Genomic DNA, 15,334 nt, shown 5'->3' on the forward strand with positions numbered 1-15,334 from the left:
TGGTCCCCGGACGCCGACATGCGAGGGGAAGACTAGCACGCCGCCAGCGCCCTTTCCTGTTTGACGCGTTCCTTGAGCGCGGCCGAAATATCGGGATAGCGCTTGCCGATCTCGCCGAAGGTGGCGCAGGCGACATCCTTCTGCTTGAGGCCGACCAGCGACACGCCGAGTTTCAAAAGCATGTCGGGCGCCTTCTTGGCCTTCGGATAGTCCTTGCTGGCGGCGAGGAAAACCTCGGCCGCGTCATGATACTTCTGCTGGCCAAGCAGGGATTCGCCCAGCCAGTAATGCGCGTCTGCTGCCTTGGCGTCCTTGGGGAAGCGGGCGATATGGTCGCGAAAACCCTGCTCGGCGGTGCTGTAATCGCCCGACAGGATGAACTGGTAGGAGTTGCGGTAGATCTCTTCCGGGTTGTTCGTGGCAGGCAGCGCCGCCACCACCGTGCCGTCGGATTTGCCGGTCTTGGGACCGGTCGCCGGCGCCTCGGCGGGCGGAGCCGCACCTTCGGCCGGCGCGGTCGCCTGCGTGTTGCCGCCGGCGTCGACCACATTGCCGTTCTTGTCGACAGTGATGGTGCCGAACGTCTTCGGCGGAGTGCCGGTGATCACCTTGCCGGGATCGCCGGTCTGCGATTCGACGATGACTTCGCCGACGCTCTGGCCGCCATCCGATTGTGCACCCGAATCGGTCGGCGCTTGGCTTCCCGGGGCCTCGGCGACGCTGTTGCCGGTATCGCCATCCGGCGGCGCCGCCTCCGATTTCTTCTGCGCCGGCGGTTGCCCGCTGGAGCCGCCTTCCAACTGCTGGAAGCGGAACTCGTTGTCTTCCTGCTGCTTGCGCATCTGCTCCTGCATCTGCAGGACCTGGAAGTTGAGTTCCTCAATCTTGCCGTTCATCTGCCGCAGCTGTTCTTCGAGGCTGGCGGCGGTGGTGCCGTCCTGCTGCTGCGCGATCTGTTGCTGCTCCGGCTTCTCCTTCTTGCCGAAAATGCCGAGCGTCGGCAGATGGAAGGAAAAGCCGCTATCCGCGGGTTGTCCGGTGCCGCTTGCCGCAGCGGCGAAGCCTGATACGAGCAGCAGCGCAAGCGTGCCGCTCAAGATCGATCTGAAATGCATGTGCCTCTCGCGGTGTAATTCGTGAGTCTGTTCGCGCCTTCCAATCACAGTGGAACCAGCCAGGCGCCCTCGGCTCTTAGCAGGAGGCGAGACTTCGGCCAAATTTTGTTTCCCAATTTTGTTTCCGGGACTGGAACTGAAAAAGGCGGCCATTGGCCGCCTTTCGCATGGAGGTGTTGCAATTTTGCGACACAAGCAATTCCAGGAAAAGTGTGAAACGGTTTTCCGTCCGGAATTGCGTCAGGATAGGCGCGCCGCTGTCTTGCCCATCAGGAACCGGCGCCGGAGAGCGTGGTGACCGCGCGGCGATTCTGCGACCAGCAGGAGATGTCGTCGCAAACCGCGACCGGACGTTCCTTGCCGTAGGAAATCGTCTTCAGGCGGCTTGCCGAAACGCCCCTGGCGACCAGGAAGTCGCGGGTGGCGGCAGCGCGGCGGGCGCCAAGCGCAAGATTGTATTCACGCGTGCCGCGCTCGTCGGCGTGGCCTTCGACGACGATGGCATACTGCTTGTACTGGTTCAGCCACTGCGCCTGGCGCGACAGCGTCGTCTGCGCGTCGGCGCGGATCGAAGACGAATCCGTATCGAAGAAGATGCGGTCGCCAATGTTGACCGTGAAGTCCTGCGCCGAACCAGGCGTTGCGGCGCCCGCGCCATTGAGACCGAGGTCGGCGGCGCTGTTCGGGGTCTTCTTCGAGGCGCAACCGGTGATGGCGAGCATCGCGATCAGCGCAATCATCGCCGGGTTTCTGGTAAGTGCTGCGATACGGCCCATGCCGCCTCTCCTTCGTATTCGAGTGATTTCGTTGATCACCCAGTAACCACGTTTGGGTTAACCAGCATTCAAGAAACACGGTTAAAATTTGGTTTCAGCCGCCCGTCCGCAGCCGAATAACCTCATGCCACAATGGTCGCGGACCGTAGGCGGAAATGCGGCCAAAAGGCGACTTCGGCGTGAAAAAAGCCCCGAAACGGGGCTTTTGAGGCACTGTTGCCAAGTTGCAACAAGCGAGCGGAGGCTCGCCCAAAACTTGGTTTATTCCAGCAACGGCGACCACGCCGGGTCAGACGCAAAATTCGCCGTCGGGATCGACTGTTCGTTGCGGCCGGTGAGATCGACGGAAACCAGTTTTGGGCCGCCGGCGGAGTCGCGGAAGAACATCAGCACGCGGCCGTTGGGCGCCCAGGTCGGCCCTTCCTGCTGGAAGCCGGACGACAGGATGCGCTCGCCAGAGCCGTCGGTCTTCATGACGCCGATCTGGAATTCGCCGCCCGTCTGTTTGGTGAAGGCGACGAGGTCGAAGCGCGGCGACCACACCGGCGTCGAATAGACGCCGTCGCCGAACGAAATGCGGGTCTGGCCCGAACCGTCGGCGCCCATCACATAAATCTGCGCGCGGCCGCCACGGTCGGAGGTGAACACAACCTTGCTGCCGTCGGGCGAATAAGACGGCGAGGTGTCGATGGCGGTCGAGTTGGTCAGCCGCGTCGTTGAGCGGCTGCGCAGATCCATGGCGAAGATGTTGGAATTGCCGTCGTCGCGCAGCAGGCTCATGATCACCTTCTGGCCGTCGGGCGAGAAGCGCGGAGCAAAGGTCATGCCGGGAAAGTTGCCGACAAGTTCGCGCTGCCCGGTCTCGATCTGCAGCAAATAGACCCGCGGCTGACCGCTTTCGTACGACATGTAAGTGATTTCCTGCCGATTCGGCGAGAAACGCGGCGTCAGCACGATCGATTTGCCGTCCGAGAGATAGCGGACGTTGGCCCCGTCCTGGTCCATGATGGCGAGCCGTTTCTTGCGCGCATTCTTGGCGCCGGATTCGTCGATGAAGACGACGCGGGTATCGAAATAGCCTTTCTCTCCGGTCAGCCTCTCATAGATCGCGTCGGCGATGATGTGGGCGACGCGCCTGGTGTTGGCATCGTTGGCGAAGAACTGCTCGCCGGACATCTGCTGGCCGGCAAAAGTGTCCCACAACCGGTACTGGGCGCGGATGCGGCCGTCCGCCTCCTTGCCGACGCTGCCGGTTACCAGCGCCTGCGCGTTGATCACCTTCCAGTCGTCGAAGCGCGGCTGCGCATCCGGATTGGCGATCTTCTCGATGAAGGCTGTCTTGTCTATCGGTGCGAACAGGCCGGAGCGTTTCAGATCGGCGCTGACGATATCGGAGATCTGGGCGCCAATCTCACCTTGAAAATCGGTGATCGCGATCGGCAACGGCTCGACATTTCCCTTGTTGACGTTGATCTCGACGAGTGCTCGCGCCGGCAAGGTGGCAACGGCAGTCATGCCCAGCGCCATGGCTGCAATCGTCAGGAGCGGCTTGAGGATGGATTTCATGTCGTCTCGCTTCTCTTAACTGATTTTGTGGACGCCAGACTTAAAGCCCAAGCATCTCTCTGGGATCGAAAGTGACCCGAACCTGGGCCCAGATATCCTGCTTGCCGGCAGGAACCTGCAGGCCGGCCATGTTGCATTTCTGGACGGCACGCACCGCACTCTCGTCGAACTGCTGGTTTCCGCTCGATTTCTCGACGGTCGGCCGGCCATCGAGCTTGCCGGAGGCGTCGAGGTTGAACAGGACCACGGCGACGAAGTTTTCCGAACCCTCGAGCCCCACGGGAAGGGTCCAGCAACCGCCGAGCTGATCCGACAAAGCGCCCATTTCGCTTTGCGACAGCTTCTGGCCCTGGGTCTTGTCGGCGCCGAGCGACGCCTGCTGCGTCGAGCGCTTGGCGCCGCCGCCGGATGGCTTCTGCTTGTCGAGGAGAGCTGAAATCTCGTCAGCGTTGAACTGCTTGTCCTCGGACTTCGGCTTGGACGAGGCTTCCTTGACCGGCTTGTCGGCATCCTTGCGATCCGGCGCTTTGGCGCTTTCAGCCTGCGCCGGCTGCGGCTTCGGCCGCGCTTCGGGCGCGGGTGCGGAATTCGGCAGCTGCGCCTCCTCCGGAGGCTGCTGTTCCGATATGGCCTCGGCGACCGCGTCGGGCTTGACCTCAGGCTTCGGCTCGATGGCGGCGGTCGTGTCCGGTTGTGGCGCTGGCGCCGGCGCCTTCGCCGGGGTGGGCTTCGGCTCCGTCTGCTTGACCGGCTCGGGCTTGACCTCTTCCTTCGGCTGCGGCACCGGCGCCACTTCCGTCGCTGGAGTCGGCTTCGGCTCTTCCTTCGGCTTCGGCGCGTCCTCGGTCTTAGGCTTCTCTTTCGGTGTCGGCGCCGGCGGCGGGGCCGACGCCAGCTCCACCGGCTTCGGCTTGGCCTCGTCCGTCACCGGTTTGTCGGTATCGACGCTGTTCTCACCAATCTTCTGTGCCTCTGGCACGATATCGGGCCGCTTGGTCGGGGTCGGCGCCGGCTTTTCGCGCATCACTGCTTTCTTGTCGCCCTGCAGCGTCTGCGCGACGGCCTCCACCGGCACGATTGCGACCGAGACCGATTCAGCATCGGACGCAGGCATGGCAGGCGGCGACGACAGCGTGAACAGCCCGAAGGCTAACGCTACCGTGTGCAAGATCACCGATGTGGTGAGGCCGGTCCGCATCTTGGTGCTACTGTTCCTGTTCCTGCAGTGAAACCAGGCCGATGTTCTTGTAACCAGCGGCCGAAATGCGGGCCATCACCTTCATGGCGGTGCCATAGTCGGTCGACTTGTCGCCGCGGATGAAGATGCGTTCGTCATAGCCGGTCTTGGAGATCGCCTGCAGCTTGGCGACCAGTTCGTCGATCGAAATTTCAGTCTCCTGCAGGAAGATCTTGCCGGCCGCGTCGATCGAAACGGTGATCGGCTGGGTATCGACGTTCATCGCCTTGGCCTGCGTGTCCGGCAGGTCGATCGGCACGCCGACCGTCAGCAAGGGTGCCGCGACCATGAAGATGATCAACAGCACCAGCATCACGTCGACCATCGGCGTGACGTTGATTTCTGATATCAGCGCGTGATGACGGCCACGCCGCCTGTGACCGCGCCCGCCGCGTCCCGAGATGCCTACCGACATACCCATCTTGCTGCTCCTCAGGCCTTCGGTGCGACTTTTTCATCGATTTGGCGCGAGAGTATGGCGGAGAACTCGTCCGAGAACCCTTCCATGCGCACCGCGATCTTGTTCGCGTCCGATGACAGCTTGTTGTAGGCGATGACGGCCGGGATAGCGGCGAGCAGGCCGATGGCCGTTGCCAGCAGCGCCTCGGCGATGCCGGGCGCCACCACCGAAAGACTGGTGTTCTTGGAAGCGGCAATGGCCTGGAAAGAGGTCATGATGCCGATGACGGTGCCGAACAGGCCGATGAAGGGTGCGGCCGAACCGGTGGTGGCGAGAAAGCCGAGCCGTCCTTCCAGCCGCTCCATCTCGCGCGTCAGCGCCAAATCCATCGCCTTGTCGATGCGGGTCTGCAGGCCGAGCGGCGACTTGGCGCCCTTCTCGAAGCTTTTCTTCCATTCGCGCATGGCTGCGACGAAGATCGCGCCCATGCCGGTGGTCTTGCGGTCCGCCAGCGTGCGGTAGAGCTCCTCCAGCGACTGCCCCGACCAGAACACCTGTTCGAAGCGGTTGAGCGACAGCCGCATGCGGGCATAGCTGACCAGCTTGTCGACGATGATCGCCCAGGTCCAGATCGAAGCGCAGAGCAGACCGATCATGACCAGCTTGACCACCCAGCCGGCCTGCATGAACAGCGCCCAAATCGACAAATGCGCTGCCGGGTCGGCGAGTGCGATATTTTCCATCGTTCAAGTCCTTAAGATTTTCCGGGCATCGCTGGCGGCTGGCCCATGGGCATCCCTTGTGGTCCGTTCGCGCTAGGCTTGCGGATTACCCCAAAATGCACCGTTAGCGGCCTTTTCAGGGCAAATATTGGTGAAAGGAAGGCGCGCGGATTCTTCCAATCTTCACCAATCTCTTCATGAACCGTTATGGTTAAGGATGGGTTAGGAAATATGGCGCGGCGCATTGCCGCGCCCCGGCACGCAGGCAGGCTGTTCACAAACGATCGAAAACGCTGCCAATCAGGCCGCTCGTTGCAGGCTGGCAGGCCCTGGATATCAGCTTGCTCTCGGTAGGAAGGCCGCGATCCATTCCTTGGGAAAGCGTTTCGGCCGGCCGTTCTCACCGATGATCGCCGCCTGGACCTTCGCCTCGACTAACACCTCGGCGCGGCGCTTCAATTGCTGTGCCATGACGATGCGGGCGCCGGAAATGTCTTCGGTGCGAGTGTCGATGGTCAGGATATCGTCCATGCGGGCGGGCGAACGAAAATCGATCTCCATGCGCCGCACCACCCAGACGATGCGTTCGCCATGCTTGCCTTCGTGAAGTTCGGTGTGATGGACGCCGGCGAGCCTTAGATAGTCCGAGCGGCCGCGCTCGAAGAATTCGAGATAGCGCGCATGATAGACGACGCCGGAGAAATCGGTGTCGGCATAATAGACCCGAGCCATCAGCCGATGGCCGAACTCCGTCAGCGCGCCGGAAAGCCCGGCTGTGAGTGCCGCCGATTCACCATGATCGTCCATCGCGCTTTCCTTTTTGCCCCAAGCGGGGCACCTGTCCTGCCAAAATCACCAGCGCAGCAAATCGGATGGCACTGTTGAAGGCGATGATCAAGACCTTGATGGCGGCGCTGCTGGTGCTTGCGACATCCGTGCTGCCCGGCCACGCCGCGAGCTTTTCGATGAAGCGCGGCCTCAACCTCGACCAGTGGACGACCTGGGTCGGGGAAGACAAATGGAACGATCCCAAGGCCATCCTGCCGTATCCGGAATGGCGCAAGTTCCTCAACGAGGAAGACCTCAAGGCGCTGAAGGCCGCCGGCTTCGACTTCCTGCGCATGCCGGTCGACCCCTCGCCGTTTATGTCGGACCAGACGCTGGCGCTGCGCGACGACCTTTATGCCAGCGTGCGGGACTCGGCCCGCATGATCAACCGCGCCGGCCTGAAAGTGATCGTCGACATGCACCTGATCCCCGCCGGAGGCGGCCGCGAGATCGGCATGGGCCAGGTGATGGACGATCCGGCCACCTTCGACGCCTATGTCGAGGTCATCCGCAAAATGGCGCGCACGCTCGCCACCGAGGACCCGACGCAGGTCGCTTTCGAGCCGATGAACGAGCCGATCGTCGATTGCGACAGCGACGGCACCAGCCTGTGGCCCGAGCGCCAGCAGAAATTGTTCGCGGCCGCGCGCGCCTCCGCCACCAGGCTGACGCTGATCCTGACCGGCGCCTGCTATTCCAATGCGGCGTCACTGGTCAGGATCGACCCGAAGACGATCCCCGACGACAACATCATCTGGACCTTCCACTCCTACGATCCGTTCCTGCTGACACATCAGGGCGCGACCTGGGCCGGCGATTTCATCCCCTATGTCACCGGCCTGCCCTACCCGCTGACCGCGGTGCCGCGCGCCGAGCTCGATGCAAAACTGGACGCGGTCCGCGCCAAGATGAAGGCTGAGGCGCCGTGGACCAGGCGAAGCGGCCTGCTCGCCTATCTCGACGAGCAGGTGGCCAGCATAGACACGGACGAAAAGCTGCTCGGCGTCATGGATGCGCCGTTCGAAAAGGTCGAGGCCTGGGCCAAGGCCAACAGCATCAAGCCGGAAAACATCACGCTGGGCGAGTTCGGCATGATCCGCCAGGAATATGGCAACCCCTATGTCATGCCGCCGCAATACCGCGCGGCTTACGTCAAGGACATGATCGCGCGCGCCGAGGCGCATGGCTTCTCATGGTCGGTGTGGAGTTTTGGTGGCGCCTTCGGTATCGTCGACGCTTTCAACGGCGAAAAGGCCGAGCCTGCCGTGATGGATGCGATCCGGTCGCTGCCTTAGGCCGTGAACCCATAAATCGGCCGCGCTGACGGCTCGCGAGGGTCCCCTATACCTTGGTAGCGATCAAATTCGGCATCGCAGCGAAATGATGCGATGGGATGCCGGCATGGCCGGCCACATCGGCAGCGAGGTTGGCGAATCCTGATTATTCGGGAAGACCTGAAGCGCGCATTGCTTCGATAAGAGGTGCTGCGAGTACCGGCACGCAACCGATGGCGGAGCACTGGCCATTGCTGCTGAAGTTGGGTTGAAGTTGTATCACGCGCTCGGCAGCCGCGTTCGCATCTTCCATTCGTCCGAGTTTAGCAAGCGCCGCGGCCAGAAACATGTGCGAGACGCTGAAACCTGGTTTGCTACGAATGGCCCGTTGCGCTGCCGCCGCAGCATCTTCATAGCGCCCGCGAAGAAAATGACCCATGCATATGCCATGCAGCGCCGCCGTAATCCACGGATCGAGTGGACTAAGGCGGATACCCCGCTCGCCCCATTCGATGGCACGCTCGGCTTCCCCTCCCCAGCCCAAAATCAACGCGCCCCACGAATATGCCCACGCTGCCGATGGGGAGATTGCAAGAGCGGCCTCGAACGTTTCCTGAGCCAAGATACGGTTATGTTCGACAAGACCGATAGCGATTGCGGCATAGACAAGTGCTGGGGCATCGTCGGGGCCAAGCGCCACTGCAGTATGTGCGTGCTGTATCGCAGCTGTGCGATTGTCTTCACGCCTTCCCGCTCGGAGATATAGGATTTCATTGCAAAACGCCGTCTGGCCGTGCGCGAGCGCGTAGTTCGGCTCAAGTAAAAGTGCGCGCTCAAGGAGTGGCACTGCCTGCGACGCGCCCTCCGGCATCCCAGTATCCACCAGAGGCGTCGCACGTAGCACGAGGTCGTAGGCGTCGAGATTTTCAGGCCGTTTGCGCTTCGCCCGTTCAATTTCGGCTTGGCGCAGGCTGGGCTCGATCGCGGCGACAGTGCTCAAAGTAATTTCATCCTGCAAAGCAAAGATGTCGTCGACAGCGCGGTCGTAGCGATCTGCCCAAATATGGGCCCTGGTCTCCGCGTCAATGAGCTGGGCTGTGATCCGTACTCGGTCGGTTGCCCTTCGCACGCTGCCTTCCAACACGTAACGAACACCTAGTTCCCGTCCAACCTGCCTGATGTCAACGGACCGCCCCTTATACGTGAAGGTCGAATTGCGGGCGATCACGAACAGCCATTTGAAACGGCACAGCGCAGTGATGATGTCTTCCACCATGCCATCAGCGAAGTACTCTTGCTCCGGGTCACCGGACATGTTCTGAAACGGCAGAACCGCGATTGAAGGTTTGTCGGGTAATGGCAGCGGTCGATTGCTATCCGAAGTCGTTGCCTGTGGCGCGTTACCAAGTTTGACGCCATATAGTCGAACCACTCTATCAATGTTCTTCAGCGATCGTTCGCCTAGATCATCGAACTCGAATTTCGTTTTTCCCCTGACTTGTTCGAACGCACTTCCCGACAAACACACGCCGCCCGGCGCGCACTCGTTCTCAACGCGCGCGGCCACATTCACGCCGTCACCAAAGATGTCGTTTTCGTCCCTGATAATGTCGCCGATGTTGATGCCAATGCGAAAGGCAATCTGTCCTTCCCGCCCGGCCATCTTCTCTTGAACAGCCATGGCGCAAGTCACCGCGTCGACAGCGCTAGCGAATTCGACCAAGAGGCCATCGCCAGTTGTCTTAACGATCCTGCCCTTGTGCTCCGCAATGGCTGGATCAACGATTTCGCGGCGGATGGCTTTAAGGGCTTCGAGCGTGCCGACTTCGTCAGCGCCCATTAACCGCGAATAACCGGCAACATCCGCTACCAACACCGCCGCTAACCGTCTCTCAACGCGCGCCGTAACCACCGCCACCCCCTGCTAGTTTGGACTGAATATAGCAGGATGAACCTCCGGCGGGAGACTTGGAACCCCGACAATAATCCACCACCGCCGCAGCACTCCAATCCGCCATCGTCACCCGGACGAAGGGTCGGGGTCTGGAATCCGCGCCAGGGCCGCTTTGGGTCATACGCGACAGGGCCGGACCAGCAGCAAGTCCGGCGATGTCCGTTATGCTGAAGGGAAGCGGAAGTAAATTCAGAGCATTAGTAGGACCGCGACCAACCATTGCGGGTTGGTGGCACTGTCCTAGATGTGATTCAAGCTCCGAAACCGGAGCCCCGAATCATGCGCGACGAACTCAGCGACTACGAATGGACCGCTATCGAACCGATGCTGCCGAACAAGCCGCGTGGGGTTCGGCGTGTAAACGACCGTCGCGTGCTCAATGGCATCTTCTGGGTCCTCCGTCGCAACCCGAAATGACAAACTCGCAGCTAACTATCTGGCGTTCGTCAAACTCGCATCAATCCGAATTTGGCTGCGTGCTAATGAGTCCACGCCCTAGTCAGGGGCGAGGCCTAAGCGGAACCAAGATCGATCTGCAGGATCTCCGGGCGCATGCCGAACCGCACCGGTGCGATGCTGAAGCCGAGTCCACCCGACACAATCAGGTTGCGGTCATTCTCGACGACATGGCCATAGGCGAAACGGTTGCCGAAGCGGGACGGCACCACCGGCGAATAGCCGAACAGCCGGACCTGCCCGCCATGGGTGTGGCCTGACAGCGTCAGCGAAACCCGGCCCGGCACTTTCGGAAAAATGTCGGGCTCGTGGGCAAGCAGGATGATGGGCGCCTGGTCGCTCACTTTGGCCAGCGTGCCGTCGAGATCGTCCAGGCCCTTGCCACGGCTCCGGCCCCAGGCCTGGCCGGGGAGCAATGCCAACTGATCGGCAAGACCGGCGAGCCAGAAGCCGTGCCCGTCCTTTTCCAGGCGTACGACATCGTTTTCCAGCACCGGAATGCCGACGGCCTCCAGCGCCTTGCGTGAAATCGTCGGCCCGGCGCCAGCCTTTTGGGCAGTACGGTCTTCCCACCAGTCATGGTTGCCGAGGATCGACCAGACGCCGAGCGGCGCCTTGAGACCGGAAAGTGCCGGCGCCCATTCCGACGCATCCACCCAGCCCGTCACCATGCGCGTGCCGGCCGGATAATCGCCAAGCATGAGGATCACATCCGGCTTGAGCGCGTTCGCCTCAGCCGCAAGCGAAGCGATCCGCTCCGGCGTCATCCAGGGGTGGCAGGCATGGATGTCGGAGAGCACGACGGCGCGCAGCTTCAGCCCTGTCGGCCAATGCGGCGGCGTCAGCTGATAGCGCTTCACATGCGTCAACAGCATCGGCTCGATGCCAACCGCATAGGCGCTGAGCGAAGCCAGCGAAAGGAACGAACCCCCGACGAATTTCAGGAACCCGCGTCTGGTGATCACTTTCCTGGCTCCGATGCTTGATCGGAGCGGTCCGCGCCGACATTAGACGCCCGATAAAATCCAGGAATGCGCCTTCACGCTGGCGGGCTTGAGGAGATTCTGCGCAGACAATCCGTTCCGGAGGACAAATCTCCGTTACTCTTCCTGGAACAGGTTGATCTGCTGCTGGGCCAGGTCCTTCGGCGCATCGAGGCCGAGATGGCGCCAGGCGTTGGCGGTCAGCACGCGGCCGCGCGGCGTGCGCTGGATGAAACCCTGCTGGATCAGATAGGGCTCGATAATGTCCTCGATGGCATCGCGCGGCTCGGACAGGCCGGCGGCGATGGTCTCGATGCCGACCGGCCCGCCGCCGAAATTGCGGGCGATCATCGAGAGATAGCGGCGGTCGAGCGCGTCGAGGCCGAGCCCGTCGACCTCCAGCCGCGTCAGGGCTTCGTCGGCAATCTGCCTGTCGACATGACCGTCGCCGGCGACGGAAGCGAAATCGCGCACCCGGCGCAGCAGCCGGCCGGCGATGCGCGGCGTGCCGCGGGCGCGGCGCGCGATCTCCAGCGCACCGTCGTCGCCGAGCGGCATTTGCAGTATGCGGGCGCCGCGTCGCACGATCTGCTCCAGCTCCTCGACCGAATAGAAATTGAGCCTGACCGGAATGCCGAAACGGTCGCGCAGCGGGTTGGTCAAAAGGCCGAGCCGGGTGGTAGCGGCAACCAGGGTGAAGCGGGCGAGATCGATCTTGACCGAGCGCGCCGCCGGGCCTTCGCCGATGATCAGGTCGAGCTGGAAATCCTCCATCGCCGGATAGAGGATTTCCTCCACCGCCGGATTGAGCCGGTGGATCTCGTCGATGAACAGCACGTCACGGTCTTCGAGATTGGTGAGCAGCGCGGCGAGATCGCCGGCCTTGGCGATGACCGGGCCCGAGGTCGAACGGAAATTGACGCCGAGCTCGCGCGCCATGATCTGCGCCAGCGTCGTCTTGCCAAGCCCCGGCGGCCCGACGAACAGCACATGGTCGAGCGCTTCGCTGCGGCCCTTGGCGGCCTCAATGAAGACTTTGAGATTGGCCCTGACCGCCGCCTGGCCGACGAAATCGGCGAGCGTCTGCGGCCGCAAAGTCTGCTCGGCATCCTCGCCGCGCTTTTCCGGGGCAATGAGGCGAGGGGAAAGGCTCATGCCGCCTTCCTCGCACAGGGTAAAGGAGGGGGCAAGCAACCGCTCACCGCGCCAGTTCCTTCAACCCGAAGCGAATGAGCTTCGAGGCATCCGCCTCCTCGCCCGCCGTCTTCAGCGCCGCTGCTACCGCATTGGCCGCCGTGTCGCGCGAATAGCCGAGATTGACCAGCGCCGAGACGGCGTCGGTGATCGGCGCCGGCGCGACACCCTCGCCGAGTTCCTGCTTCAGGCCGATCGTGCCGGAGGCGGTTCCAGCATAGGCCGGCGCCTTGTTCTTCAATTCGGTGACGATGCGCTCGGCCACCTTCTTGCCAACGCCGGGCGCGCGGCTGACCATGGCGATGTCGCGCAGTGCGATCGCGTTGGCGAGGTCGGCCGGCGCCAATGTCGACAGGATCGCCAGCGCCACCTTGGCGCCGACGCCCTGCACATTGGTCATCAAGAGCCGGAACCATTCACGCTCCAGTATCGACTGAAACCCGTAAAGCCGGATCATGTCCTCGCGCACATAGGTCTCGATGAACAGCACGACCGCTTCGCCCGGCGACGGCAGCGAGGCCAGAGTGCGCGCAGAGCAATAAGCGACATAGCCAACGCCATGCACGTCGACGAGGCAGAAATCCTCGTCGATCTCGTCTAGCGTGCCCTTGAGCTTGCCTATCATGCTCAATAGCCTTTCATGATGCCAACGCCGCCATCCTGTAGGCGACGCTTTGCCGGTGATGCGCGTGGCAAATGGCGATGGCCAGTGCGTCGGCGGCATGTTCGGTGTCGAAAGTGGCTTTCGGCAACAGCACCTTGACCATCATGTGGATCTGCTTCTTGTCGCCATGGCCAACGCCGATCACCGCCTTTTTGACGGCATTGGGGGCATATTCGGCGACGACAAGGCCGGCGCGCGCCGGCACCAGCATGGCGATGCCGCGCGCCTGACCGAGCTTCAGCGTCGCTACCGCATCCTTGTTGACGAAGGTTTGCTCGACGGCCGCCTCCTGCGGCATGGCAGCGTGTAGGATCTCGGCCAGCCCGTCATGCAACTGACAAAGCCGTGTCGCAAGCGCCGCCTTGTCGTCGGATCGCACGGTGCCGGAGCCGACGAAGCGCAGCGAATTGCCGAGGCTTTCGACGATGCCCCAGCCGGTGCGCCTCAGCCCCGGGTCGATACCGATGATGCGAATCGCTTCCCCCATCCGCCAAGTTTACCTCCGGCGGACAGCGATGCCAGCGAAATGTGAACAAACCGGAAACGGGAGGCGTTTTAACCCCGGGCGAAAGCCGTGTTGAGCAGCGTGATCTGGTCGGAAACCGGATTGACACGGCGGACGGCGGACGGCGTCTCGGTAAACGCGCCGCCATAGATCTCCTCGTCCATGCGGCGCACCAGAGCCTGGAGGCGCAGCGAGCGTGTGACGAGATCGAGGAAATCCTTCGGCAGTTCGTTCCAGCCGGCCGCCTCGTCATGCGCCGACGCGGTGTCGAGGCGAACCTTGGATTTTTCCGAAGCAACCTGGTCGCGGGTCATCTCGCCGGAGTTTGCCGCCCGCTGCAAAAGCAGCCAGGAGGCAACCTGCATCAGCCTGGTGGTCAGCCGCATCGATTCGGCCGCATAGAGCGTCGCCGCCAGCCTGGACAACTTTTTGGCCTCGGCCCGGCCCTTGCCGTCGAGATATTCGGCTGCTTGCTCAACCAGGCCCATACCTTCCTGGTAAAGCGGTTTGAAGGATTGGGAGAAAACCCGGCGTTCCGCCAGTTTGATGGTTTTGGCGATGCCCTTCGAAGGCTCGTTCATCGATACGCCCCTGCACTACCCCGTCGGCTGATTCGGCTTCTTCGCCGTCACGCCGGCACCCTAGATGACTGAAGCTTGAAAATGCGCTTCGCCGCCGTTGAAGGCAAGCACATGTTTAACAAACGGTTAACGCCGGCGGATGGGCGCGAGGCAGCCCAAAATGCGGACAAAAAAAGAGCCGCGGATAAGGCGGCTCTCAGGAGTTTAACAGGGAGGCGTCAAACGAAGTGGCTCCAACCACTCGGTAAGAATCCAGATAACTGGATGGACATAGTAAACACCTGTAAAGCTTAATGAACCCTTAACGCAGCGGATATTTCTTGATCGACCGCTGCCGTTCTGTGCCGTATCAGCACAACGGCCTAAGAACCGGATCGTCAGCTTGCTCCATCAAACCGCGGTAACAGACTGGCGCGCCGACGCGACATCGTTCCGAAACACGCGTTGCGCTAAACGCCCGCTCCTCACACCGTCGCGCACAAATCCGTGCCGCCGCAACCCACCGGAACTGCCCAGGAGCAACCTATGGACTGGTATTCGATCGTCAAATTCCTCCACGTCGCCACAGCCATTTTGTGGGTCGGAGGTGGGTTCGTGCTGTTCCTGCTCGGCATGCTTGCCGAGCGCGCCGGCAACATCGAGGAAAAGCTGCAGGCGATCCGTGCCAGCGGACAACTGGGCGGCAGGTTTTTCGCACCGATGTCGATGCTGACGCTGATCTTCGGCCTGATCATGTGCAGCTTCTGGGTGGGATTCGCAGATTTGTGGATTGTCATCGGTCTCGTCGGCTATGCCACGACCTTTTCGATCGGCATGTTCGTCTTCAAACCAATCGGCGAGCGCATGGGAGCGATGATCGCCAAGGAGGGAATGTCACCTGCCGTCCTTGCTATGGGCCAGCGCATGATGAGCGTGGCACGCTTCGACTATGCAGTGATGCTGGTCGTGGTCGCGGACATGGTGCTCAAACCGACCGAGCACGACATCGGCATTCTCGCCGGCATGATCTTGGTCGTCATCGCCGGCGCCGCACTGGCCTTTGGCGGCAGTCGCCCCCTCGTGCCGAGCGCTGTCTAACA

General features: G+C 62.0%; 15 protein-coding genes and 1 pseudogene. 3 read left to right on the top strand and 13 right to left on the bottom strand.

Annotated features, from left to right (window positions below; translation table 11 throughout):
* Positions 1–32: 32 nt before the first annotated feature.
* The 7 genes from ybgF to ybgC form a co-directional block, all read right to left on the bottom strand.
* Positions 33–1,115, bottom strand: coding sequence for a tol-pal system protein YbgF (gene ybgF / locus AC04SG_RS23865; RefSeq protein WP_488553046.1), 1,083 nt, complete (start codon positions 1,113–1,115; stop codon positions 33–35).
* 269 nt (positions 1,116–1,384) lie between these two features.
* The gene (gene pal, locus AC04SG_RS23870) at positions 1,385–1,891 is read right to left on the bottom strand and encodes a peptidoglycan-associated lipoprotein Pal (RefSeq protein WP_112559660.1); all 507 of its coding nucleotides are present in this window, start codon (positions 1,889–1,891) and stop codon (positions 1,385–1,387) included.
* 261 nt (positions 1,892–2,152) lie between these two features.
* Entirely contained in the window at positions 2,153–3,457 is a 1,305-nt protein-coding gene (gene tolB, locus AC04SG_RS23875; RefSeq protein WP_488553047.1) for a Tol-Pal system beta propeller repeat protein TolB, read from the bottom strand.
* 40 nt (positions 3,458–3,497) lie between these two features.
* Positions 3,498–4,655, bottom strand: coding sequence for an energy transducer TonB family protein (locus AC04SG_RS23880; protein WP_488553048.1), 1,158 nt, complete (start codon positions 4,653–4,655; stop codon positions 3,498–3,500).
* Positions 4,656–4,662: 7 nt separating this feature from the next.
* Complete coding sequence (tolR, locus tag AC04SG_RS23885) at positions 4,663–5,115, bottom strand: protein TolR (protein ID WP_488553049.1); 453 nt, start codon at positions 5,113–5,115, stop codon at positions 4,663–4,665.
* An 11-nt stretch (positions 5,116–5,126) separates the two neighbouring features.
* Positions 5,127–5,837, bottom strand: a complete 711-nt coding sequence (gene tolQ / locus AC04SG_RS23890; protein WP_142869706.1) for a protein TolQ — start codon at positions 5,835–5,837, stop codon at positions 5,127–5,129.
* 315 nt (positions 5,838–6,152) lie between these two features.
* Entirely contained in the window at positions 6,153–6,623 is a 471-nt protein-coding gene (gene ybgC, locus AC04SG_RS23895; RefSeq protein WP_488553050.1) for a tol-pal system-associated acyl-CoA thioesterase, read from the bottom strand.
* 65 nt (positions 6,624–6,688) lie between these two features.
* Here ybgC and AC04SG_RS23900 point away from each other — a divergent pair, with 65 nt between their 5' ends.
* Positions 6,689–7,939 carry a glycoside hydrolase family 5 protein gene (locus AC04SG_RS23900; RefSeq protein ID WP_488553051.1) on the top strand — a complete coding sequence of 417 codons (1,251 nt, stop codon included), beginning with the start codon at positions 6,689–6,691 and terminating at the stop codon, positions 7,937–7,939.
* A gap of 145 nt (positions 7,940–8,084) precedes the next feature.
* Here AC04SG_RS23900 and AC04SG_RS23905 read toward each other — a convergent pair whose 3' ends face one another.
* Positions 8,085–9,830 carry an adenylate/guanylate cyclase domain-containing protein gene (locus AC04SG_RS23905; protein WP_488553052.1) on the bottom strand — a complete coding sequence of 582 codons (1,746 nt, stop codon included), beginning with the start codon at positions 9,828–9,830 and terminating at the stop codon, positions 8,085–8,087.
* Positions 9,831–10,151: 321 nt separating this feature from the next.
* On the opposite strand from AC04SG_RS23905, the pseudogene AC04SG_RS23910 reads away from it, so the two are divergent.
* Positions 10,152–10,274: pseudogene (locus tag AC04SG_RS23910) on the top strand (transposase); the annotation flags it as partial.
* Positions 10,275–10,384: 110 nt separating this feature from the next.
* Here the strand turns inward: AC04SG_RS23910 and AC04SG_RS23915 are convergent.
* The 5 genes from AC04SG_RS23915 to rcdA form a co-directional block, all read right to left on the bottom strand.
* Positions 10,385–11,293: a metallophosphoesterase gene (locus tag AC04SG_RS23915; protein ID WP_488553053.1), complete on the bottom strand. Its 909-nt coding sequence runs from the start codon at positions 11,291–11,293 to the stop codon at positions 10,385–10,387.
* A 135-nt stretch (positions 11,294–11,428) separates the two neighbouring features.
* A complete protein-coding gene (ruvB, locus tag AC04SG_RS23920; RefSeq protein ID WP_477409577.1) occupies positions 11,429–12,466 on the bottom strand; it encodes a Holliday junction branch migration DNA helicase RuvB in 1,038 nt (345 codons plus the stop codon).
* 43 nt (positions 12,467–12,509) lie between these two features.
* A complete protein-coding gene (gene ruvA / locus AC04SG_RS23925; RefSeq protein WP_488553054.1) occupies positions 12,510–13,130 on the bottom strand; it encodes a Holliday junction branch migration protein RuvA in 621 nt (206 codons plus the stop codon).
* Positions 13,131–13,143: 13 nt separating this feature from the next.
* Positions 13,144–13,656 (bottom strand): crossover junction endodeoxyribonuclease RuvC, encoded by a 513-nt coding sequence (gene ruvC / locus AC04SG_RS23930; RefSeq protein ID WP_112559670.1) that lies wholly within the window; start codon positions 13,654–13,656, stop codon positions 13,144–13,146.
* Positions 13,657–13,724: 68 nt separating this feature from the next.
* Positions 13,725–14,255: a protease adaptor protein RcdA gene (gene rcdA / locus AC04SG_RS23935; protein ID WP_192258715.1), complete on the bottom strand. Its 531-nt coding sequence runs from the start codon at positions 14,253–14,255 to the stop codon at positions 13,725–13,727.
* 525 nt (positions 14,256–14,780) lie between these two features.
* On the opposite strand from rcdA, the gene AC04SG_RS23940 reads away from it, so the two are divergent.
* Positions 14,781–15,332: a DUF2269 family protein gene (locus AC04SG_RS23940; protein WP_488553055.1), complete on the top strand. Its 552-nt coding sequence runs from the start codon at positions 14,781–14,783 to the stop codon at positions 15,330–15,332.
* Positions 15,333–15,334: the final 2 nt, after the last annotated feature.

It is taken from the genome of Mesorhizobium sp. CNPSo 4684 (assembly GCF_057784315.1).